Source organism: Pantoea alfalfae (genome assembly GCF_019880205.1).
Taxonomy (GTDB): domain Bacteria; phylum Pseudomonadota; class Gammaproteobacteria; order Enterobacterales; family Enterobacteriaceae; genus Pantoea; species Pantoea alfalfae.
Window position 1 is genome coordinate 380367 of sequence record NZ_CP082292.1, and the last position, 22461, is coordinate 402827.

At 56.7% G+C, this 22461-nt stretch carries 18 protein-coding genes; 7 read left to right on the plus strand and 11 right to left on the minus strand.

Annotation, left to right across the window (positions count from 1 at the left end):
• Positions 1–117: 117 nt before the first annotated feature.
• Positions 118–2523: a maltodextrin phosphorylase gene (malP, locus tag K6R05_RS01760; protein WP_222924900.1), complete on the plus strand. Its 2406-nt coding sequence runs from the start codon at positions 118–120 to the stop codon at positions 2521–2523.
• A gap of 9 nt (positions 2524–2532) precedes the next feature.
• Positions 2533–4614 carry a 4-alpha-glucanotransferase gene (gene malQ / locus K6R05_RS01765; protein WP_222924901.1) on the plus strand — a complete coding sequence of 694 codons (2082 nt, stop codon included), beginning with the start codon at positions 2533–2535 and terminating at the stop codon, positions 4612–4614.
• A gap of 331 nt (positions 4615–4945) precedes the next feature.
• On the opposite strand, the gene nfuA is transcribed toward malQ, so the two are convergent.
• Positions 4946–5521 (minus strand): Fe-S biogenesis protein NfuA, encoded by a 576-nt coding sequence (gene nfuA / locus K6R05_RS01770; protein WP_161733698.1) that lies wholly within the window; start codon positions 5519–5521, stop codon positions 4946–4948.
• Between the two features lie 58 nt (positions 5522–5579).
• Positions 5580–6260 (minus strand): DNA utilization protein GntX, encoded by a 681-nt coding sequence (gene gntX, locus K6R05_RS01775; protein ID WP_033784173.1) that lies wholly within the window; start codon positions 6258–6260, stop codon positions 5580–5582.
• Positions 6261–6294: 34 nt separating this feature from the next.
• Here gntX and bioH point away from each other — a divergent pair, with 34 nt between their 5' ends.
• Both bioH and K6R05_RS01785 read left to right on the plus strand, forming a co-directional pair.
• Positions 6295–7068 carry a pimeloyl-ACP methyl ester esterase BioH gene (gene bioH, locus K6R05_RS01780; protein ID WP_161733696.1) on the plus strand — a complete coding sequence of 258 codons (774 nt, stop codon included), beginning with the start codon at positions 6295–6297 and terminating at the stop codon, positions 7066–7068.
• 172 nt (positions 7069–7240) lie between these two features.
• Complete coding sequence (locus tag K6R05_RS01785) at positions 7241–7510, plus strand: YdgH/BhsA/McbA-like domain containing protein (protein WP_010671554.1); 270 nt, start codon at positions 7241–7243, stop codon at positions 7508–7510.
• On the opposite strand, the gene K6R05_RS01790 is transcribed toward K6R05_RS01785, so the two are convergent.
• The 4 genes from K6R05_RS01790 to yjbE form a co-directional block, all read right to left on the minus strand.
• Positions 7511–9196 (minus strand): alpha-amylase family glycosyl hydrolase, encoded by a 1686-nt coding sequence (locus tag K6R05_RS01790; RefSeq protein ID WP_222924902.1) that lies wholly within the window; start codon positions 9194–9196, stop codon positions 7511–7513.
• 127 nt (positions 9197–9323) lie between these two features.
• Entirely contained in the window at positions 9324–11651 is a 2328-nt protein-coding gene (locus tag K6R05_RS01795; RefSeq protein ID WP_222924903.1) for a Tex family protein, read from the minus strand.
• Positions 11652–11754: 103 nt separating this feature from the next.
• Positions 11755–12228, minus strand: coding sequence for a transcription elongation factor GreB (greB, locus tag K6R05_RS01800; protein WP_003853016.1), 474 nt, complete (start codon positions 12226–12228; stop codon positions 11755–11757).
• Between the two features lie 180 nt (positions 12229–12408).
• Positions 12409–12657 carry an exopolysaccharide production protein YjbE gene (gene yjbE, locus K6R05_RS01805; protein WP_150011104.1) on the minus strand — a complete coding sequence of 83 codons (249 nt, stop codon included), beginning with the start codon at positions 12655–12657 and terminating at the stop codon, positions 12409–12411.
• 535 nt (positions 12658–13192) lie between these two features.
• Between yjbE and ompR the strand changes: the two genes are divergently transcribed.
• Together ompR and envZ are read left to right on the plus strand one after the other, a co-directional pair.
• A complete protein-coding gene (ompR, locus tag K6R05_RS01810; protein ID WP_003853014.1) occupies positions 13193–13912 on the plus strand; it encodes an osmolarity response regulator transcription factor OmpR in 720 nt (239 codons plus the stop codon).
• Positions 13909–15276: a two-component system sensor histidine kinase EnvZ gene (envZ, locus tag K6R05_RS01815; protein WP_003853013.1), complete on the plus strand. Its 1368-nt coding sequence runs from the start codon at positions 13909–13911 to the stop codon at positions 15274–15276. The genes ompR and envZ overlap by 4 nt, the downstream gene beginning before the upstream one ends.
• Before the next feature lie 39 nt (positions 15277–15315).
• Here the strand turns inward: envZ and pckA are convergent, their stop codons facing one another.
• The 5 genes from pckA to K6R05_RS01840 all read right to left on the minus strand — a co-directional run bounded on the left by pckA (position 15316) and on the right by K6R05_RS01840 (position 21474).
• A complete protein-coding gene (gene pckA, locus K6R05_RS01820) occupies positions 15316–16935 on the minus strand; it encodes a phosphoenolpyruvate carboxykinase (ATP) (protein ID WP_013359292.1) in 1620 nt (539 codons plus the stop codon).
• A gap of 368 nt (positions 16936–17303) precedes the next feature.
• Complete coding sequence (gene hslO / locus K6R05_RS01825) at positions 17304–18170, minus strand: Hsp33 family molecular chaperone HslO (protein ID WP_150011098.1); 867 nt, start codon at positions 18168–18170, stop codon at positions 17304–17306.
• Between the two features lie 49 nt (positions 18171–18219).
• Positions 18220–18621, minus strand: coding sequence for a ribosome-associated heat shock protein Hsp15 (gene hslR, locus K6R05_RS01830; RefSeq protein WP_033734209.1), 402 nt, complete (start codon positions 18619–18621; stop codon positions 18220–18222).
• Between the two features lie 13 nt (positions 18622–18634).
• Entirely contained in the window at positions 18635–19282 is a 648-nt protein-coding gene (gene yrfG, locus K6R05_RS01835) for a GMP/IMP nucleotidase (protein WP_222924904.1), read from the minus strand.
• Between the two features lie 56 nt (positions 19283–19338).
• Complete coding sequence (locus K6R05_RS01840; RefSeq protein WP_161733690.1) at positions 19339–21474, minus strand: intracellular growth attenuator family protein; 2136 nt, start codon at positions 21472–21474, stop codon at positions 19339–19341.
• 391 nt (positions 21475–21865) lie between these two features.
• Here K6R05_RS01840 and nudE point away from each other — a divergent pair, with 391 nt between their 5' ends.
• Positions 21866–22429, plus strand: coding sequence for an ADP compounds hydrolase NudE (nudE, locus tag K6R05_RS01845; protein WP_222924905.1), 564 nt, complete (start codon positions 21866–21868; stop codon positions 22427–22429).
• The last annotated feature ends 32 nt before the right edge of the window (positions 22430–22461 follow it).

Consider the following 22461-nt stretch of genomic DNA (forward strand, 5'->3'; position numbering starts at 1 on the left):
GATTGCTGTCGCTTTTTTCCTCACTCCCGTCTTTACTTAACGATTGCTGGTACCCGGTTGCCAGCCCGTGCGCTTTCTATTTTTGCTTCACCTCATTGCGTAACAGAAGGGAGTGCTATGCCGCAGCAGAAATTTAATAAAGCCCGTTTTAACGCCGCATTGACCCGCCAGTGGCAGCAGTTAAGTCTCCTCTCCGCACAACAGATGACCCCGCATCAGGCGTGGCAGGCAGTGAGTGCGGTGCTGGCAGAACTGCTGGCCGCGCAACCGGCACCGCGTCCGGCGGTGCAGCAGCGCCATGTTAATTATCTGTCGATGGAGTTTCTGATTGGTCGTCTGACCGGCAACAATCTGCTGAATCTCGGCTGGTATGACGAGGTTAAGGCGGCGCTGGCTGAGCAGCAGCTCGATTTAACCGAACTGCTGGAGCAGGAGGTCGATCCAGCGCTCGGTAACGGCGGGCTGGGACGACTGGCCGCCTGCTACATGGATTCAATGGCAACGGTAGGGCAGTCTGCCACCGGTCACGGGCTTAATTACCAGTACGGCCTGTTCCGCCAGTCTTTTGACGAGGGTAAGCAGATTGAAACGCCCGATGACTGGCAGCGCGAGCGCTATCCGTGGTTCCGTCACAACGCGGCGCTGGATGTTGATGTCGCGATGGGCGGCCGGGTTGAAAAGCTGGAAAACGGTGGTGTACGCTGGCATCCCGATTTTACGCTGCGCGGCGAGGCCTGGGATTTGCCGGTTACCGGCTATCGCAACGGCGTGACGCTGCCGCTGCGCCTGTGGCAGGCCGTAAGCGCGCATCCGTTTGATCTCAGCGCCTTTAACGACGGCCACTTCCTGCAGGCAGAGCAGCCCGGCATCGAAGCGGCAAAGCTCACCAAGGTTCTTTATCCCAATGACAACCATCAGGCTGGCAAGCGGCTGCGCCTGATGCAGCAATATTTCCAGTGCGCCTGTGCGGTGGCGGATATCCTGCGGCGTCACCATCTGGCGGGGCGCAGCATTCACAGCCTGCCGGATTTCGAAGTGATCCAGCTCAACGATACCCATCCGACCATCGCTATACCGGAGATGCTGCGCGTGCTGCTGGATGAGCATCAGCTGAGCTGGGATGCGGCATGGCAGATCACCAGCCGGTTGTTTGCCTACACCAACTACACGCTGATGCCAGAGGCGCTGGAGCGCTGGGATGAGAAGCTGATGCGCAGTCTGCTGCCGCGCCACATGCTGATTATCAAAGAGATTAATCAGCGACTGAAGAAGCAGGTGAAGCAGCGCTGGCCGGATGACAAAGCGATGTGGCACAAGCTGGCGGTGGTGGCTGACGGTCAGGTGCGAATGGCCAATCTCTGCGTCGTCAGCGGCTTTGCGGTCAACGGCGTGGCAGCGCTGCACTCCCGTCTGGTGGTCAGCGATCTCTTTCCGGAGTATCACCAGCTCTGGCCGCAAAAATTCCATAACGTCACCAACGGCATTACGCCGCGCCGCTGGCTGAAGCAGTGTAACCCGGCGCTGGCCGGGCTGATTGATGAGACGCTGAAAACCGAGTGGGCCAATAACCTTGATGCATTGATCGGTCTGGAGGCCTATGCCGACGATCAGGCGTTTCGTCAGCGCTATCGCAGCATCAAACAGCAGAACAAAGCGCAGCTTACAGAGTATATCGCGCGGCATACCGGCATCATCGTGAATCCGGCTGCGCTGTTCGATGTGCAGATCAAGCGACTGCATGAGTACAAGCGGCAGCATCTCAGCCTGCTGCATATCCTCTACTGCTATCAGACGCTCTGTAACAACCCGGAAGATGTCACCTTTACGCCACGGGTATTCCTGTTCGGGGCTAAGGCCGCGCCGGGTTACTACCTCGCCAAAAATATCATCTACGCCATTAACAAAGTGGCGGAGGTGGTGAACAACGATCCGCGGGTTGGCGACAGACTCAAAGTGGTGTTTATCCCCGACTACCGTATCACCGTGGCCGAGCAGATGATCCCGGCAGCCGATCTCTCTGAGCAGATCTCCACCGCCGGTTATGAAGCCTCCGGCACCGGCAACATGAAGCTGGCGCTGAACGGTGCGCTGACGATTGGCACGCTCGATGGTGCCAACGTCGAAATTGCCGAACAGGTGGGCGAGGAAAACATCTTTATCTTCGGCCACACCGTGGATGAGGTGAAGGCGCTCAAGGCGAAAGGCTACAACCCGAAAAAAGTGCGTAAGCAGAACAAGCCGCTGGACGATTTACTGAAATCGCTGGAGAAGGGCAAATTCAGCGACGGGGATAAGCACGCCTTTGACCTGACGCTGGAAAGCCTGACCAAACATGGCGATCCCTGGCTGGTGCTGGCCGATTTCCAGGCCTATATCGAGGCGCAGCAACGGGTGGAAGCGCTATGGCGTGACCCCGAAGGCTGGACCCGCGCCGCCATCCTCAATACGGCACGAACCGGCATGTTCAGTTCGGACCGTTCCATTCGTGACTACCAGCAACGTATCTGGCAGGCACCGCGCTAAGGAGCAGCAATGCAGCAAAATTCACTCGATCAGGCCGCCCGTGCCGCAGGCATATCACTGGATTACATCGACGTCAACGGCAGGAAAGAGGCCGTCAGCGATGAGACCAAACGCGCGCTGCTGGCGGTGATGGCAGAACCGCAGAAGGCCAGTAAATCCCCGCTGCCGCCGGTCGCGGTGTTCAGCGGCAGCAGTAAGCGACAGCTGACGCCTCAGGGCAGTGGCACTTACAGCTGGCAATTGCAGACTGAAAAGGGCAAACAGCAAAGCGGTGAGTTAACCGCCGGGGAGCCTTTTACGCTGCCGGGACCGCTGACCCAGGGTTATCACCAGCTGACGCTCAACAAAGGGAAGAAAAGCTGGCAGACGCAGATTATTGTCGCGCCGCGGCGCTGCTATCTGCCTCCGGCGCTGGAGGCCGGGGAAAAACGCTGGGGTGCACTGGTTCAGCTTTATACCGTGCGCTCTGAACAGAACTGGGGCATCGGCGACTTCGGCGATCTCTATCAATTGCTGGTCCAGCTGGCTGAGCGCGGCGGCGATTTCGTGGGGCTGAATCCGCTGCATGCGCTCTATCCTGCCAGCGCCGGTTTTGCCAGCCCGTATAGTCCGTCATCGCGCCGCTGGCTGAACGTGATCTATATCGACGTCAGTCAGGTGGACGATTTTCAGCAAAGCGCGGCAGCGCAGAAATGGTGGAAAAGCGCGAAAACACAGAAGGCGCTGACCAAAGCGCGTGAGGCGGAGCAGGTCGACTACGACGCCGTGATGGCGCTGAAGCTGGCGGCGTTGCGCCATGCCTGGACACACTTTCAGGCGCGTGACAGTCAGAGCGAAGAGCCTCTCTCCTTTGCAGCCTTTGTGCGTGAAGGCGGTGACAGCCTGCGTTATCAGGCTGCCTACGATGGCATACAGCTGGAGCGGCAGGCAGACAAGTCACAGCAGGGCGGCTGGCCTGCCTGGCCAGAGGCGTGGCGCAACAGTCAGTCGCCGGAAGTGCAGCAGTGGTGTGAACAGCATGAAGAGGAGATCGCCTTCTGGCAGTGGCTGCAATGGCTGGCGCAGCAGCAGTTCTCAGGCTGCTGGGCGCACAGTCAGGCGCTGGGCATGAGCGTCGGTCTCTACCGTGACCTGGCGGTGGGCGTGGCGGAAGGCAGTGCGGAGACCTGGCACGACCCGGAGCTTTATCGCCTCAAGGCCTCGGTGGGCGCACCGCCTGACCGTCTGGGACCGCTGGGACAAAACTGGGGCTTACCGCCGATGGATCCGCATGTGATGCAGGCGCGCGCCTACCAGCCGTTTATCGACATGCTGCGCGCCAATATGCGTGACTGTGGCGCGCTGCGTATCGACCATGTGATGTCGCTGCTGCGTCTGTGGTGGGTGCCAGCCGGAGAGACGGCGGATAAAGGTGCTTATGTGGCCTATCCGGTCAACGATCTGCTGGCTATCCTGGCGCTGGAGAGCCACCGGCTGCGCTGTATGGTGATTGGTGAAGACCTTGGCACCGTGCCTCAGGAGATCGTCAGCCTGCTGCGCAAAAGCGGCGTCTTTTCATGGAAGGTGCTCTGGTTTGAGCAGGAGAAAGATGAACGCTATCGCGCCCCTGAAGACTATCCACGTCAGTCTATTGCCAGCGCCAGTACCCATGATCTGCCGACACTGACCGGCTTCTGGGAGCAGGGCGATCTGGAACTGGGCGAGAAGCTGGGTCTTTATCCGGGCGATGCGGTAAAAGCGTTACATGAGCAGCGTGCCGCACAGAAGCAGGCGCTGCTGGATGCGCTGCATCAGGCGGGTGCCTTACCGGCTCGCAGCCAGAAGAAGGCGGAGAAGCTGGCTATGACGCCTGCGCTGAACCGGGCGATCCATCGTTTCCTGGCAGATACCGACAGTGCGCTGCTGGGCCTGCAGCCTGAGGACTGGCTTGGGATGACCACGCCGGTCAACGTGCCGGGCACGGTGGATCAGTACCCTAACTGGCGACGCAAGCTGAGCAAAACGCTGGAGGCGATCTTTGCGGACAAGGAAGTGAATGCACTGCTGAAGGTGGTCAGCCAGCAGCGTCAGTCAGGACAGAAAGGGCAATAACAGAAGCGCAGCAGCCAGGCTGCCGTTTCTGACTGATGATAAAACGTGATCAGAAGAAATCCGGCAGCAACGGCTCAATTCAACACGCAGGGAACATTGTCAGAGGAGTAAAGCGTCCCGCGTCAGGGACAAAAACGCCGGGCGTTTTTGAACAACGCAACGCGCGTTGGCCCGGCAACGGGCGCACCTCAGGGATGAGGTGCGTAATCGCGCGGGCCGGGCATGCCAGGGATGGCGGCATTTGCGTCTTTACGATCTGACCGTGTTCCCTGAGCAGGCTCAATCTCACAGCGGAGAGAGCAGAATATTTCTGCTATCCGCCGCTTTATCATCAGTAGAATGAGTGTTCGCCGCGCTGATGCTCGGTAATATCGCGCACGCCTTTCAGTTCCGGGAAGGCAGCCAGCAGCTCTTTCTCAATACCATCTTTCAGGGTCACGTCGATCATTGAACAGCCGTTACAGCCGCCGCCAAACTGCAGAATGGCGTAGCCCTCATCGGTGATCTCCATCAGCGACACGCGACCGCCATGGCCAGCCAGCTGTGGGTTGATCTGCGCCTGCAGAAGATACTCAACGCGCTCAACCATTGGCGCATCATCAGAGACTTTGCGCATCTTGGCATTCGGTGCTTTCAGCGTCAGCTGGGAACCCAGATTGTCGGTAACGAAATCGATTTCTGCATCTTCCAGATACGGCTTGCTCAGCTCATCAATATACGCTGAGAGCTTTTCGAACTTCAGTTCGGTGTCGGTGGCTTCAACCGCATCGGGCGGACAGTAAGAGACGCCGCATTCTGCTGTTGGCGTACCCGGGTTAATCACGAATACGCGAATCTGGGTGCCATCTTCTTGTTTGGATAGCAGTTTAGAAAAATGTTCCTGGGCAGAGTCAGTAATTCGGATCATGTCGATTGCTCAATAGTTGACTAATTTAGTTGGTTATAATACGCCCATCAAAGACGCTCTACAAGGTACGGCACAGGCACCAGACCTGCACGCTGGCCGCACCCTGTGCCAGTAACAGACGACTGATTTCATCTACGGTACTGCCGGTCGTAATGACGTCATCAAGCAGCGCGATATGGCGTCCCTGCACCGCCATTTCAAGGCGAAAGGCACCGCGTAAGTTGGTACGTCGCTGCCGGGCGCTGAGCTGATGCTGTAGGGCGCCCCTTCGCCTGCGGGAAACACCTTCACGCCATTCACATCCCAGCCAGTGCGCCAGCGGAGCGGCCAGCAGTACCGTCTGATTGAAGCCGCGCTGCCAGCGTCGTCGCCGGTGCAGCGGAACCGGCAGCAGCAGATCGGGACGCGGCACCGTGCCACGCCGGTAAACATTCAGCCAGCTTAGCAAAAGCAGCCGCGCCAGCATCACCCTGAGTGCGGTTATGTGAGAAAACTTCAGCTGATTAACCCACTGGCTGAACGGCGGACAGTAGTCATTGACGCAGACCAGCGCCTGCCAGGCGGGCGGTTTAAGCTGGCAACGGCCACAGGCGACCTTTGCTGAGCCAGCCGGCAATCCGCAGCGCGGACAGAGCAATGGCAACGGCGGTAATCCGCGCAGGCATAAACTGCAGATGCCGTGCCGGGCTATCCGTAACGGCATCCGGCATAGCCAACACAGGGCGGGCATTGCTAGCATAGCGACCTCCTTATCAATTTCGGGATAGTAACTGATGATGTCGCTCTACTGGCACACCTGCGGGGAAGGAAAACGCGATCTTGTGCTGCTGCACGGATGGGGACTGAACGCCGAAGTCTGGCAAAGCATTATTCCGCGACTCAGCCCGCACTATCGCCTGCATCTGGTCGATCTGCCGGGTTATGGCCGCAGCCAGCATTTCGGTGCGCTGACGCTGGCGCAGATGGCAGAAGAGTTACTGCCTTTGCTGCCACCGCAGGCGATTGTGGTGGGCTGGTCGCTGGGCGGACTGGTGGCGACGCAGCTTGCGCTGAGCGCGCCAGAAAAACTGGCTGCACTGATCACCGTTGCCTCGTCGCCCTGTTTCACCGCCACAGAGAGCTGGCCCGGCATTAAACCGGAGACGCTGCAGAACTTTCAGCAGATGCTCAGCAATGATTTCCAGCGCACGGTGGAGCGCTTTCTGGCGCTGCAGACGCTGGGTACCGAAACGGCTCGCGCCGATGCGCGGCAGCTGAAAGAGGTGGTGCTGTCGCAGCCGATGCCGGAGGTGGCGGTGCTGGATGGCGGGCTGGAGATTCTGCGCCAGGTCGATCTGCGCGACGCGTTACCGCAGATTACGCTGCCGTTCCTGCGACTCTACGGGGCGCTGGATGGACTGGTGCCGCGCCGGATAGCCGCTGAGATAGATGAAATGTTGCCAGCATCGCCTTCAGTGGTTATCGAAAAAGCCGCACATGCGCCTTTTATTTCCCATCCTGAGCGTTTTTGCCAGCATATTGTTAATTTTATCAGTAATCTGCCGTGATAATGACGCTTTGAACTGGCAAAATCGCAGACAGCAGCAATACTTCTCTCTGTGAGCAAGGCCGCTGCATTTTATGTGATTAGTCACGGAAATGACTATGCCGTTCCATACTGTCTTACGCGTTTAGCGGCTGCTTACATCTCACAATGGATCATGAATGAGGGTAAACATAATGAAGGTTTTTAAATGGGTTGTGGCTTCAATGATGATGGGCGCGATTTCATTTTCTGCGATGGCAGCGAAAGAAGTCACCCAGGAAGAAGTTAAAACAATGAACCTGCAAAAGATCGGCAACGTTAACACCACGGCGGAAACTACCTCGCCAATGGATGCTAAGAAAGTGTTGTCGAAGCTCGCTGACGAAAAGGGCGGTAAATACTACCGCGTGATCGCAGGCCGCGAACACGGTAAATTCAGCGCCACCGCTGAAGTCTACAAGTAATTAACGTAGCCACATGAACTGCCAGGCATCCAGCTTAACCGGCTGGGTGCCATCAATTTTCTCTCCGCTCACCACATCCTGCAACGTATGCGCCATTGGCAGCCGCGTCTCCACTGATCGTCCACTGAGATTAAATACGCAAAGCAGTCCGTCGCCGCTTTCCGCCTGATGGCGGCTGAGCACCAGCACGGCGTTTTCGCTGTCATACAGCGTCATCGGATTATCCGGGTGAAACGCAGGCTGGCGACGACGCAGCTGTATCAACTGGCCGAGCCGGGTATAAATCTGCTGCCGCAGCCAGTCACCGCCCGACAGCGCCGCTTCAATCTGCTGCAAATCATACTTCTGACGGTTAATCGCCCGGTTGTGTCCGGCGGCCCGCACGCCATCATAATGGTTACGACCGCCCAGAATGCTCTGGATATAGATGGCAGGCACGCCAGGAAAGACCAGCAGAATCGCATGGGCCAGCAAAAAGCGTTTCAGCCGCGTGGCGTCATCGTCAGCCTCGCTATTTAACGCATCCAGATAGGTGACGTTGATTTCATAGGGACTGGTGGTGCCGTCGGGGTTATTTTTATAGGAGACGAGCGCGCCTTCCAGTGCCAGATCGCGCACCAGCGCCACAATCTCCACTTCAGACAAAATGCCGCGCGCCGGATTCAGCCCGATGCCATCGTGTGACGCCAGAAAGTTGAAGAAGGTGGTGTCGTTGCTGCTGAGATCCAGCGAACTGGCCCACTGCCGCAGTGCGCGCGCCGATCCGGTATGAATGGCATGCAGGACCAGCGGCGGCAGTGAAAACTGATAGACCATCTGCGCCTCATCGTGCCCGTTGCCCAGATAACTGATGTTGTCCTGATGCGGCACGTTGGTCTCGGTGATAATCACCGTGCCAGGCGCGACATGGTCGGCAATGGCGCGGAACAGCTTCACCAGCTGATGGGTTTTTTCCAGATGAATACAGCGCGTGCCGGGCGTTTTCCACATATAACCGACCGCATCGAGACGTACATAGTCAGCGCCACGAATCAGATAGTCGAGCAGTACGTTGACCATGCGCAGCAACACCTCAGGATTGGCAAAGTTAAGGTCGATCTGGTCGGCGCTGAAGGTGGTCCAGATAAAGCGGGTGTCGCCATCGGCCATCTTAAACGGCGTCAGCAGCGGCGAGGTGCGCGGTCGCGTGACGGCACTGAGATCGGTGGCGGGCGGCATGCTGATAAAGAAATCGTCCCAGCCGGGATCCTGCGCCAGGAAGTGGCTGAACCAGACGCTCCGTGACGACATATGGTTACAGACGAAGTCAAACATCAGCCGGGTTTCCTGATGCAGGCGCGCAATGTCCTGCCAGTCGCCGCACTGCGGATCGACCTGATGGTAATCAATCACTGAAAAGCCGTCATCGGACGACCAGGGGAAAAAGGGCAGCAGGTGAACCAGCGGAAACGTGGATTGCAGATGCTGCTGATAGAACCGGGAAAAGGTGCTGAGCGTGGGTTTACCGGCTTCACGAAACTGGTCGGCGTAGGTGATCAGCACCACATCCTGTTCATCCCAGTGTGCCTTGCGCGGCAGCTTAATCGCCTCGCGGGCGATAGCGATGTCAGCCTGCAGGCGCGCAAAGGTCGCCTCCGGGAATTTGCCAGCATAAATCTTCTCAATCAGATCGGTGATCGTATCCATCGTGAATTGGGTGCCACAGCAGGTGTTGTTTTTATGACAGGCGTCTTTTTAGCGTAGCGCGATGATGGGGATTTTCAACCGGGGGAGAGGACGAGAAGAGGGGGCCAGATGTGGCCCCCTGAAAAGCTTAGCGTTTTTTACCGAATGCCGCGGCCAGCGCATCACCCATCGCGCTATTACCCGCAGAGGAACTGACCGGACGTGGACGGCCTTTACCGGCGGCCGGACGTTTCTCTTCGCGCGGGGCGGCGTTTCTCGCGCCGCCACGTGCATTGCCTTCGCCCGGCTGCTCATCAAGACGCATGGTCAGGGCAATACGTTTGCGCTGGAGATCGACTTCCATCACTTTCACTTTGACGATATCGCCCGCTTTCACCACCTGATGGGGGTCTTCCACAAAGCGGTCTGAAAGCGACGAGATATGGACCAGGCCATCCTGATGCACGCCAATATCCACAAACGCACCGAAGTTGGTGACGTTGGTGACGGCGCCTTCGAGGATCATGCCCGGCAACAGATCGTTCAGTGTTTCCACACCTTCTGCAAACTGCGCAGTTTTAAACTCAGGACGCGGATCGCGGCCCGGCTTCTCCAGCTCTTTCATGATGTCGGTAACGGTCGGCAGACCAAAACGTTCATCAATGAAATCGTGGGCGCTGAGGTTACGCAGGCTGCCCGCGTTGCCCATCAGATCGCTCAGCGCCTGCTCGGTGGCGGTCAGAATACGCTCCACGACCGGGTAGGCTTCCGGGTGGACGGTCGAGGCATCCAGCGGGTTATCGCCGTGGTTGATGCGCAGGAAGCCCGCACACTGCTCAAAGGCTTTTGGCCCAAGACGGCTCACTTTCAGCAGCTGCTGGCGATTCTGGAAGCGGCCGTTCTCATCACGCCAGCCGACAATGTTCTGCGCCATCATGCGCGTCAGGCCCGCGACGCGGGTCAGCAGCGGCACCGAGGCGGTGTTAAGGTCAACGCCGACGGCATTTACGCAATCCTCTACTACGGCGTCGAGTTTCTTCGCCAGCTGGCTCTGACTGACGTCATGCTGATACTGACCGACACCGATCGATTTCGGGTCTATTTTCACCAGCTCAGCCAGTGGATCCTGCAGACGGCGGGCAATCGACACCGCGCCGCGCAGCGAAACATCAAGATCCGGAAATTCCAGCGCCGCCAGCTCAGAGGCAGAGTAGACCGATGCGCCAGCTTCACTGACAATCACTTTCTGTGCCGTGACCTGTGGGAATTGCTGCTGCAGATCCAGGAAGAAGCGCTCGGTTTCACGGGACGCGGTGCCGTTGCCAATCGCCACCAGCTCGACCTGGTGCTTAATGCAGAGCGCGGCAACCGCGGCAGCCGCTTTGGCGGTCTGACCGGTGTGTGGATAAACGGTATCGGTCGCCACGACTTTACCGGTGGCATCGACCACAGCGACTTTAACGCCGGTACGCAGGCCGGGATCCAGTCCCATGGTGGCACGCATCCCAGCCGGGGCGGCCATCAGCAGATCGTGCAGGTTGCGGGCAAAGACGTTGATCGCTTCATCTTCTGCGCGTTCACGCACCGTACCCATCAGTTCGGTTTCCAGATGCAGCATCACCTTGATGCGCCACGTCCAGCTCACGACGGCTTTACGCCAGCTGTCGGCAGGGGCGTTATTCAGGCGCAGATTCAGGTGTTCAGCAATCAGGGTTTCGCCGTGGCTTTCACGCGGTGCTTCATCAAACTGCGGATCGGCATTCAGCGAGAGTTGCAGCACACCTTCGTTGCGGCCACGCAGCATCGCCAGCGCACGATGCGACGGCACGGTGCTCAGCGCTTCGTGATGATCAAAGTAGTCACGGAACTTCGCGCCCGCTTCCTCTTTGCCTTCCACTACACGAGAGACCAGGTGGGCATTTTTCCACAGGTAGTTACGCACTTTGGCAAGCAGCGCGGCATCCTCGGCGAAACGCTCCATCAGAATGTAGCGGGCACCATCCAGCGCGGCACGGACGTCGGCAACGCCTTTATCAGCATCGACATACTGCTCAGCCAGCTGCTCAGGGGTGTGCGACGGATCCTGCCAGAGCGTGTCCGCCAGCGGTTCCAGACCCGCTTCAATCGCGATCTGTCCACGCGTACGGCGTTTCTGCTTGTAGGGCAGGTAGAGGTCTTCAAGCTCGGTTTTGCTGAGGGTGGTATTGATGGCGCGGGCGAGGTCGTCAGTCAGTTTTCCCTGATCGTCAATCGACTTCAGAATTGACTGGCGTCGCTCTTCAAGTTCACGCAGATAGCTGAGGCGGGTTTCCAGCTGGCGGAGTTGGGTATCATCCAGACCGCCGGTGACCTCTTTACGATAGCGTGCGATAAACGGCACGGTATTCCCTTCATCTAACAGGCGAACGGCGGCGTCAACCTGCTCTGGTCGCGCCTGTAGCTCACTGGCAATTATCTGGCTCAGAACTTTCATCATCAGGACTGTCTTGCTTTCCGGGTTGAGAAATAGCCGACAGTTATACGGATTGATAATCAAAATTGCCAGAGACGCGGGCGGCTTTCAGCGATAATCTGAATCGTTATTGCGGGTAGTCAATCGCGTTGACATACCACAGTGCCGGACCCACTGGCGTCTCAACGGTGGCGGCATCGCCGACCTCTTTTTTCAGCAGCGCCCGCGCCATGGGTGAGTCGATAGAGATGTAATCTTTACGGCCAAAAATCTCATCGTAGCCCACAATGCGGAAGCGTTTGAGGTCGCCCTCATCGTTTTCAATTTCTACCCAGGCACCAAAGAAGACTTTGCCATCCTGCTGGGGTGAGTAGTCAACGATACGCAGCTGTTCAAGACTTTTGGTCAGATAGCGAACGCGGCGGTCAATTTCACGCAGCCGTTTTTTGTTGTACTGATAATCGGCATTTTCACTGCGATCGCCAAGGCTGGCAGCCCAGGTGACTTTTTTCGTCACTTCCGGTCGCTCTTCACGCCATAAATAGTCGAGTTCCGCTTTCAGCTTATCGAAGCCTTCACGGGTAATAAGTCGGGTTTTCATGCTATACCGGCCACAGAAATCTCAGGAGCGACAGTGTAAGGCAAAGAGGGCACGGCAAAAAAGAGTCGGGGAAAGGGTTTTTAAAGGCTAAAAACCCACGTTAATTTCCCCGGCGGCGAAAGGGTTGATGCTGTGATGCAAAATGAAACCAGTAATCTGAAGCCAGCAGGGTGCTTAAACTTATTTTCCGGCGTGAGTCGCCGTAGTGGTCGAGGTGCCGGTGCTGTGACCGTCACCGCCGCCGCCGCCCATAGTGGCCAGCGCAACGCCCAGCAGGGCTGCGACTGCACCCACGCCGATGGCGTCAGAGTTACCTTTTGCAGTGGTTGTCGCTGCTGCGCCGGCGGCTTCACCGGTGGCTGTGGCAGCATAACCTGGGCTGACGCTGCTTAATGCCAGCGCGCTCAGCAGTAAAATTGTTTTTTTCATTGTGTATTCCCCGTTGAGACATCGAATGTTGCCAGAGCAGTCTGGTTCAAAACGAGAGGGGCGAAAAGTTGGCTTTACTGATTGATTTAAAGAGCTTTAATTTAAACTGGCCTTGCTGAACGTGCTGCTGAAACTAATCCGAGAGGAGCATGAGGTGTCAGGCAGATTTACTGGAATATTATGCTGCCGCAACGCTGTTGAGGTAGATTATCTGGAGCTTATCTACAATGATGGCTGATCATTAAGTCAAATTATCTGCTAACTCACTGAATTGATTCATCGATTAAAAACTGGCTCGCTTCTGACGCCAGCGATACAGAGAAACAGGGCCATTTTTTCAGATTTGCCGTATCAGAAGCCAGGCAGGGGTAAACGGGTTGAAACGACCCCACAATCGCCTTAATTCAAATATAAGCTCCTGTTTAATATGCTTTGTAACAATTTTGGCTAGAATATAAACCAATAATGACTGTCACTATAAGGCATCTTTTTTTAACAATGTTGGCTCAGGCAATAGCGCCTTTGGGAGTTGAAAATGCAAGAGAACTACAAAATTCTGGTCGTCGATGATGATATGCGTCTGCGTGCACTGCTTGAACGCTATCTCACCGAGCAGGGCTTTCAGGTGCGCAGTGTCGCTAATGCCGAGCAGATGGATCGTCTGTTAACCCGTGAATCCTTTCATCTGATGGTGCTGGACCTGATGTTGCCGGGCGAAGATGGCCTCTCTATCTGCCGTCGTCTGCGCAGTCAGAGCAACCCGATGCCGATTATTATGGTGACTGCCAAGGGCGAAGAGGTGGACCGTATCGTGGGGCTGGAGATCGGCGCTGACGACTACATTCCCAAGCCTTTCAACCCGCGTGAGCTGCTGGCGCGTATCCGCGCGGTGTTGCGCCGTCAGGCTAATGAACTGCCAGGCGCACCGTCGCAGGAAGAGGCGATTATTGCCTTCGGTAAATTCAAACTTAACCTCGGCACCCGCGAGATGTTTCGTGAAGATGAGCCGATGCCGCTGACCAGCGGTGAGTTTGCGGTGCTGAAAGCGCTGGTAAGCCACCCGCGTGAGCCGCTGTCCCGTGACAAGCTGATGAACCTGGCGCGTGGCCGTGAATACAGCGCCATGGAGCGTTCGATCGACGTCCAGATCTCCCGTCTGCGTCGCATGGTGGAAGAGGATCCTGCGCATCCGCGCTATATCCAGACCGTCTGGGGTCTGGGCTACGTCTTTGTGCCGGACGGCAGTAAAGCATGAAGCGACTGCGCTTCTCGCCACGTAGTTCGTTTGCCCGCACCCTGCTGCTGATCGTTACCCTGCTGTTCGTCAGCCTGGTAACGACCTATCTGGTGGTGCTGAACTTCGCTATTCTTCCCAGCCTGCAACAGTTCAATAAGGTGCTCGCTTACGAAGTTCGTATGCTGATGACCGACCGGTTGCAGCTGGAAGATGGCACGCAGCTGGAAGTGCCCCCGGCGTTTCGCCGGGAAATCTACCGCGAGCTGGGGATCTCGCTCTACACCAATGCAGCAGCAGAGGAGAGCGGATTGCGTTGGGCGCAGCACTATGAATTCCTGAGCGAGCAGATGGGCCAGCAGCTTGGCGGTCCCACCGATGTCCGGGTGGAGGTGAACAAAAACTCGCCGGTGGTCTGGCTGAAAACCTGGCTGTCGCCCGATATCTGGGTGCGGGTGCCGCTGACGGAGATTCATCAGGGCGACTTCTCACCACTGTTCCGCTACACCCTGGCGATCATGTTGCTGGCGATAGGCGGTGCCTGGCTGTTTATCCGTATTCAGAACCGACCCCTGGTGGATCTGGAGCACGCCGCGCTACAGGTCGGACGCGGGATTATTCCGCCGCCGCTGCGCGAATACGGTGCATCAGAAGTGCGATCGGTAACGCGCGCCTTTAATCAGATGGCGGCTGGCGTGAAGCAGCTGGCGGATGACCGCACGCTGCTAATGGCGGGTGTCAGCCACGATCTACGTACGCCGCTGACCCGCATTCGTCTCGCCACCGAGATGATGAGCGAGCAGGATGGCTATCTGGCCGAATCGATTAATAAAGATATCGAAGAGTGCAACGCCATCATTGAACAGTTCATTGACTACCTGCGCACTGGTCAGGAGATGCAGACCGAGCGTGCCGACCTGAACAGCGTGCTGGGCGAGGTGGTGGCGGCTGAAAGCGGCTATGAGCGTGAAATCGAAAATGCGGTGATGCCGGAAGAGTTAATGCTGGATATTAACCCGCTGTCGATTAAACGCGCACTGGCTAACCTGGTCGTCAACGCCGCACGCTACGGCAATGGCTGGATCAAGGTCAGTAGCGGACGGGAACTGCATCGTGCCTGGTTCCAGGTGGAAGATGACGGACCTGGCATCAAGCCGGATCAGCTGGCGCATCTGTTCCAGCCGTTTGTGCGCGGTGACAGCGCCCGCAGCACCAGCGGGACTGGTCTGGGCCTGGCGATCGTGCAGCGTATTATTGATGCCCATCAGGGCTCGCTGGAGATTGGTGAGAGCGAACGCGGCGGTTTACGCATTCGTGCCTGGTTGCCGTTAGTGGAAAGCATGGCGCTGAGCCACAACAACGGCAGCAACAGCGTGTCGGGATGATAAAAACGGCGCGGCAGTTTCATTGCCGCGCCGGTTCTTTTAGCGTTGCGGGCCAGCTTTCACCAGCGCAGCACCTGCAGCGTTATCCGTGTACTTGTCGAAGTTATCAATAAAGCGCTGTGCCAGACCTTCGGCGGCAGCGGTCCACTTCTCTTCGCTCTCCCAGCTACGACGCGGATCGAGCGTGTCACTGTCCAGCTCGCCCAGCGCAACCGGCATCTGCAGATTAAAGATTGGCAGCGTTTCTGTCGGTGCATCATCCAGCTCACCCGCCAGGATCGCATTGATAATGGCGCGGGTATTCTTCAGTGAGATGCGTTTGCCACTGCCGTTCCAGCCGGTATTGACCAGATAAGCCTGCGCACCGGACGCCTCCATCCGCTTCACCAGCACTTCAGCGTACTGCGTCGGATGCAGCGTCAGGAATGCCGCGCCGAAACAGGCGGAAAAGGTTGGGGTCGGCGCCGTCACGCCACGCTCGGTACCCGCCAGTTTGGCGGTGAAGCCTGACAGGAAATGATACTGCGTCTGCTCCGGCGTCAGACGTGAAACCGGTGGCAGCACGCCAAACGCATCGGCGGTCAGGAAAATCACTTTCTTCGCGTGGCCCGCTTTTGAGACCGGCTGCACGATATTGTCGATGTGATTAATCGGATAGGAGACGCGGGTGTTCTCTGTTTTGCTGCCGTCGGCGTAATCAACGCTGCCATCTTCGCGCACTACCACGTTTTCCAGCAATGCATTACGGCGAATGGCGCGGTAGATCTCCGGCTCAGCCTGCTCAGAAAGGTTGATGGTTTTGGCGTAGCAACCGCCCTCGAAGTTAAACACGCCATCATCGTCCCAGCCGTGCTCATCATCGCCGATCAACTGGCGGTCAGGATCGGTGGAGAGTGTGGTTTTGCCGGTGCCGGAGAGACCAAAGAAGACCGCCACATCACCTGCTTTACCGACGTTAGCTGAACAGTGCATTGAAGCAATGCCTTTCAGCGGCAGCAGGTAGTTCATGATGGCGAACAGACCTTTCTTCATCTCGCCACCGTACCAGGTGCCGCCAATCAGCTGCATGCGTTCCGTCAGATTGAAGGCAACAAAGTTCTCCGAGTGCAGACCCTGCGCCTGCCAGTCAGGATTGGTGCATTTCGCTCCGTTCATCACCACAAAGTCAGGCGTGAAGTCGGCCAGCTCAGCGTCTGTAGGCTGGATGAACATGTTTTTCACGAAGTGAGCCTGCCAGGCAACTTCAGTGACGAAACGTACGCTCAGACGTGAATCGGCATTGGCACCACAGAACGCATCCACTACAAACAGACGCTTGCCGGAAAGCTGGCGGGTAACACAGCTTTTCAGTGCGTTCCAGGTCTCCTGTGACAGAGGCTGATTGTCGTTTTTGCCGGTGCCCTGGTCGTTCCACCACAGGGTATCGCGCGTGGTGTCGTCACGCACAATGTACTTATCCTTTGGCGATCGCCCGGTGAAAATCCCGGTGTCTACTGCAATCGCGCCGCTCTGCGTCAGGGTGCCACGAGCAAAACCTTCGAGGTCCGGGCGCGTCTCTTCCTGAAATAGCGTGTCGTAATCAGGGTTGTAAACCACTTCCGTGGTATCCACGATGCCCAAAGCGGCAAGGTCTTGCGAGGTCAGGCCGTTAACGCGCATTTTACTGCTCCTTAAATCGGTGTCTGTTCTGCAAAGCAGAGATAGGTTGGGATCGTGCCACCGGCTGTGGTATCGGGTGCGGTGAATCACTGACGGTTTACTGCGCGTCGTTACGACAGCCTGCAAAGCTAACCGGGCTATTCAGGGCATCTGCCCCAGGCGTCCGGGCGTTTGCACGATCGCGCGCAGTTTACTCTTCTGCGAAGAGGGAAAAAGGGCAGTGATCTAAAAATGCGACTCAGGGCGCGTTAAGGCTATGTTTCGAACGTTTAAAAGATGTTATGAAAGTAAAAAAAGATAATTTGTCAGAAAAATTATGGGGATAGCGCGGGGGAAAAGAGAAGGGGCGGCAGACGCCGCCCGATTAATCAGTGCAGTCGGTCGTTATTCTCATGGGAGTGGCTACGGATGCCGGCAATGTCTACGGCGTCAAACACGTAGTTTGAGCCGCAATAGTCGCAGTGCATGTCGATTTTGCCATCTTCCGCGATGATCTCATCCACTTCTTCCTGCGGCAGCGTGGTCAGCACTTCGCCACAGCGTTCACGCGAGCAGGTGCACTTGTAGATCACCGGCTGCGGATCGTAGAGGGTAACCTCTTCCTGATGGTAGAGACGCCACAGCGCTTCATTAGCAGGCAGATCGATCAGCTCTTCCGTTTTGATGGTTTCGGTCAGTGTCGCCAGGTGTTCGAAGACCTCTTTCTCTGTATCCTGCGCTGGCAGTACCTGCAACAGAATACCGGCAGCGCCTTTGTCGCTGGTGCGGATAAACAGGCGCGTGGGCAACTGCTCGGAGCGCATAAAGTAATCTTCCAGGCACGCCGCCAGAGTGTCACCTTCCAGCCCGACCACGCCCTGATAACGTTCACCCTTTTCAGGGGAGATGGTGATCACCAGATAACCATTGCCGACCATGCTTTTCAGGGTGCTGTCATCCGGGATGTCGCCTTTGATACGTGCAACGCCGCGCAGCTCCTGATTATTGTTACCGTTGATCACTGCCAGCGACAGCGGACCGTCACCCTGCAACTGCACGGTGATTTCGCCATCGAACTTCAGCGTGGCGGTCAGCAGGCTGGTGGCGACCAGCATCTCACCCAGCAGCGTTTTAACCGGTGCCGGATAGTCGTGGTTCTTCACGGTTTCACGCCAGGTGTCAGAGACGTTCACCAGCTCGCCGCGCACGGCGGCATTTTCAAACAGATAACGGTGCAGTTGATCCTGGACTGACATATTTTTTCTCTCACTGGGACGGGGCGATGGTGCGTCAGCGAAGACGGCGTTATTCATCGCCCGATAATTTAAACTTCATCAAATCGCGACGCTCTTTTTTGTCTGGTCGCCGATCGGGATGCGGCATAGTCAGCGCATTCATCTTGCGCGCCTGCGCCATTTTTTCGCGTTTTTCAATGCTGGCATCGGTTTCGCGATAGAGCTGCTGGGCCTCGCTGGCGGGACGGCGCTGCGCGGTGATGCCAGCCACTACTACGGTGCGTTCATCATTGCCCTGACGCAGTGTCAGTTCCGCATTCAGCTCTACCACTTTGCCGGGTTTGCTACGCTGGCCGTTGTAATGCACCTTGCCGCCTTCAATCATTTCCCGCGCCATTGCCCGGGTTTTGTAGAAGCGCGCGGCCCACAGCCACTTGTCGAGGCGGACCTCTTCGCTGCTTTTCTCTTTCATTGCTGCTCCTGACTCAGATCAGCGTCCGGTAATCGTCCGTGGCGCGGTGACGCTGAAAGATTTGCTCAGGACGACCCGAATCGGGGTTCTTCACGCCTAAGCTCTCACCGATGCCCCATAGCTTCGCAGCATCCAAAATCACTTCGCTATCGTCGATAAACAGCGTGCGCGGCGCAGAAAAGCCGGTGTGCTGTTGTACCGCGTGCCATAAACGCGGGTCTTCTTTCGGATACCCAAAGGTATGGGTGGAAAGTAATAAATCAAGGTGCGGCGCTAAACCTGTCTGCGCCAGTTTGACGTCCAGATTGTAAGGATGCGCATTGGTCAGCAGAATCGTGGACTTTCCGGCGCGACGCAGGGCCTGCAAAAAAGGCAGCGTATCGTCACGCAGTGCGATCCGGCTGCGCATCGCCCAGGTCATGGCACGGATGTCCAGCGACAGCGCCTCTGCCCAGTAATCCAGACAATACCAGTTTAGCGTATGGGCAGCGGCCTGATACTTTTCCGTGATGATCGCGTCGGCTTCTGCCCGGCTGATGTCGCGTTGCTGGCTGAGCTGTTCAGGGACATGCTCCAGCCAGAAATAGCGATCGAATGCCAGATCCAGCAGCGTGCCATCCATGTCGAGCAGCACGGTATCAATCTCAGACCAGTTGAGCATCGTCGTGTCAGACCCTGTAAAAAACCGGGCGACAGGGTAGCACAGAAGGGCAGGGCTCAGAATATCGAGCGCACGCTCTGCAAAGTGCCGAGGTTATGGTTGAAACACTTGTCGTAGTATTGCTGGATATCGATCATGCGCTGGCGATTACGGTGCATGCGGCGCAGCGCCAGCAGTCCGTTGATTACGCCGCAGGCCAGCAGCACCAGCAGCAGCAACACGGTGCCGAGATAGCGCCACTGCGCCATAGCATCCGGTTCATTGTGCAGCATGATGTGACGTGTGCCGTTGGCATCGGTCGAAATGCCAGTAATGATGCCGCTTGCGCTGAACGGCGTGTGCAGCAGCATGGCGGAAATACGTTGCAGCTCGCGCCACTGGGAGGGGGGATCGAGATCAAACAGCGATACGGAAGGCTGCGGCTGATTGACCAACTGGCGACCCTCGTCGCTGACGATCAGGAATCCCCCAGGTGGCGGGCTATTAAGGTTTTCTGCCGCCCGGCGTGTTTCGCGGAAAAAGAAGGTCGAGGTAGCGGTATTGACCAGATTTTCCAGGGCTTCCGCACTGACCGGCCGCAGCAGGACATTCATGCCGTTTAGCTGGCCGGAATCTGCCCGGCGCATCAGCGCTTCCCAGTCTTTGGCATTGCCCAGGTTCACCAGCGCATTTTTCAGGCGCATACAGTCCTGCGGCTGATTGCAGAGATCCTGCGTTTTCATCACCAGATCGGAAAAATCATCCAGCAGAATCATGCCTGACTTCTGAATCGCGGAGGCCAGTTGTGGATTGAGTTTGGGATCGGTATTGGTTTCCGGATGCAGCTGCTTTGTGGTGGTATCCAGCAGCGCCGCGGCTTTGTCGATGATGTCCGATTGTGGCTGCGGCAATGGCGTGGCGTTATTCCAGTAGACCGCCGAGCAGTCAAACGGCATATAGGCGTAACTGCGGTTGCTCTGGTAGTTGTCTGGCACGGAACACATGCCGGTGCCACTCACTTTGAGGTTGTCGCCAATATTCAGCGGCACGCTGCTGAGTTTATCGACGCTGCTGACCTCCAGACTGTCGGTGCCTCTGGCCCAGGCCAGACTGAGCTTAATCGGCATACCAAGCGGGATCCAGGTGACCAGCATGGTCAGCACCATCAGCGAACCACAGGCCAGCACCACGTTTTTCCGCCAGCGCTGGATAGGGAAATTTTTGACTTCATCCTGCAGCGACAGGAAACGTCCCTGACGCACGACCTGACGATTGAGGTAGATTTCCACATCGGTCACCTGACCGAGATCGTGTGCCACATAAGGCTGCCAGTGCGGGGGATAGGCGAGGTCAATAATCCCCAGTGTGATGTTGCTCTGCTCCTGGTTCGACTCACTGAACAGGCCCCAGCGCTTTGGCGCGCCGCGCAGGCAGTGGATATCACGCAGTCCGCGCTCACCCGGAATGCGATAGAGCAGCCACAGACTAGCCGCGATCGTGACTGCGCCGGTCAGGACCAGCCAGATCATCAGTGTGGTGGGCACTAACAGGCTGAAGAAGAAGAGTAAGAAGGCAAGGGAGATCATCACCGCTTCACGCGTGCCGTCTGGCCGCGAGAGGCGATATTCTTCCGCTGTCTCTTTACGCACCTGCAGCAGTTCGACGTTTTCCGTTTCTGCTTTGCGGATTGAGGCGTTAGTCGACACAGGGCGCATCAGTGTCGGCAGCGATTGCTGGTCGACGGCGTAATCCACCAGCGAGTGGCCATTCAGTGAGATCACCAGCGGAATGGACTGGGTGCGGATTAACTCAACGTAGTTTTCGTCAGTGATGTACTGTTCCCACAGCGGCGGCAGATGAACTTCAACTTCATCCAGGTAGTAGCGCCATTTATGGGGATCGTCAGTAGAGAGGCCATAGCGTGTAATGGCGCGGGTAACCGGATAGACATTGTTGCTCTGCGCCGTCAGTGTCAGACGTTCAGACGCGCTGCGCTTATCCGTAGTCAGTGTGGTACGGGGCTGCTTTTCCAGCGCGGCGACATATTTATCGACCGCCTCACGCTCCTGGGCAGAAAGTTTACGGCAGGGCGGACTGATGAATGGCAGCGGTTTCGCCAACGGCGGGCGATGCCGCATAGCGTACCAGAACCCAATACCTGCCAGGATTGAACAGGTCAGCACTATGGCCAGGATCATAAAGATTGTGCTCATGCTCTGCTCAATTCAGCCAAAATGCTGCCTTCACTTTAAACTTTCGCCTCCGGTTATGCTCACTATAAAAGAGGCATTCCGGAAGATTATATAACCCTGAGGAGTCAGGCACCCGATGAAATAGTGCCAGCGTATATCTGACTGGCATTTTTTAAACCCTGCCTTGTCCGAATGGTAACTGGCACAGACTGGATTAAATATCGGTATTATCTGAAACTTATCGCAGCATATTGACTAATGCAAATTTAGTCTTAACTGATAACCAAAGGCTGTTATTCAATCGCTGTAATCTATGCAACGATAACGACACTGTCTGACTGTCGCACAATTGCCTGTGGTTAGGTATGCTAATTCGCTCCAGATAGCCGGCGCAGAATAATTTGAGGCTGATATGAAAATTCCAAAAAAACCTGACATCCTCAATATCACCGCCGTGGCGCGTTCACGGTTATTCACTATTGAGTCGGTCGATCTGGCTTTCAGCAATGGGGCGCATCGCGTTTATGAGCGGATGAAGCCCTCTGAGCGTGAAGCGGTGATGATTGTGCCGATTATTGATGACCATCTGATCCTGATTCAGGAGTATGCCGTCGGACTGGAAACCTATGAGCTGGGTTTTCCGAAAGGGCTGATCGATGCAGGTGAAACCGTGAATGAAGCGGCAGTTCGCGAGCTGAAAGAAGAGGTCGGTTTTGGTGCCGATCAACTGACCACGCTGGGCAAGCTCACGATGGCCCCCTCCTATTTTTCCAGTAAGATGAATATTGTGATAGCGGAAGGTCTCTACGCTGAAAAGCTGGAAGGCGATGAGCCGGAGCCGCTGATTGTCCACCGCTGGCCGCTGAGCGATATGATGTCGCTGCTGGATGAACCCGATTTCCGCGAGGCACGTAATGTCAGTGCGCTGTTTATGGCGCGCGAATGGCTGGTGAAGCAGGGGCGGCTGAGTTACTGAGCGAGCGCATAAGTAAGGAAACGCGCCTGTCA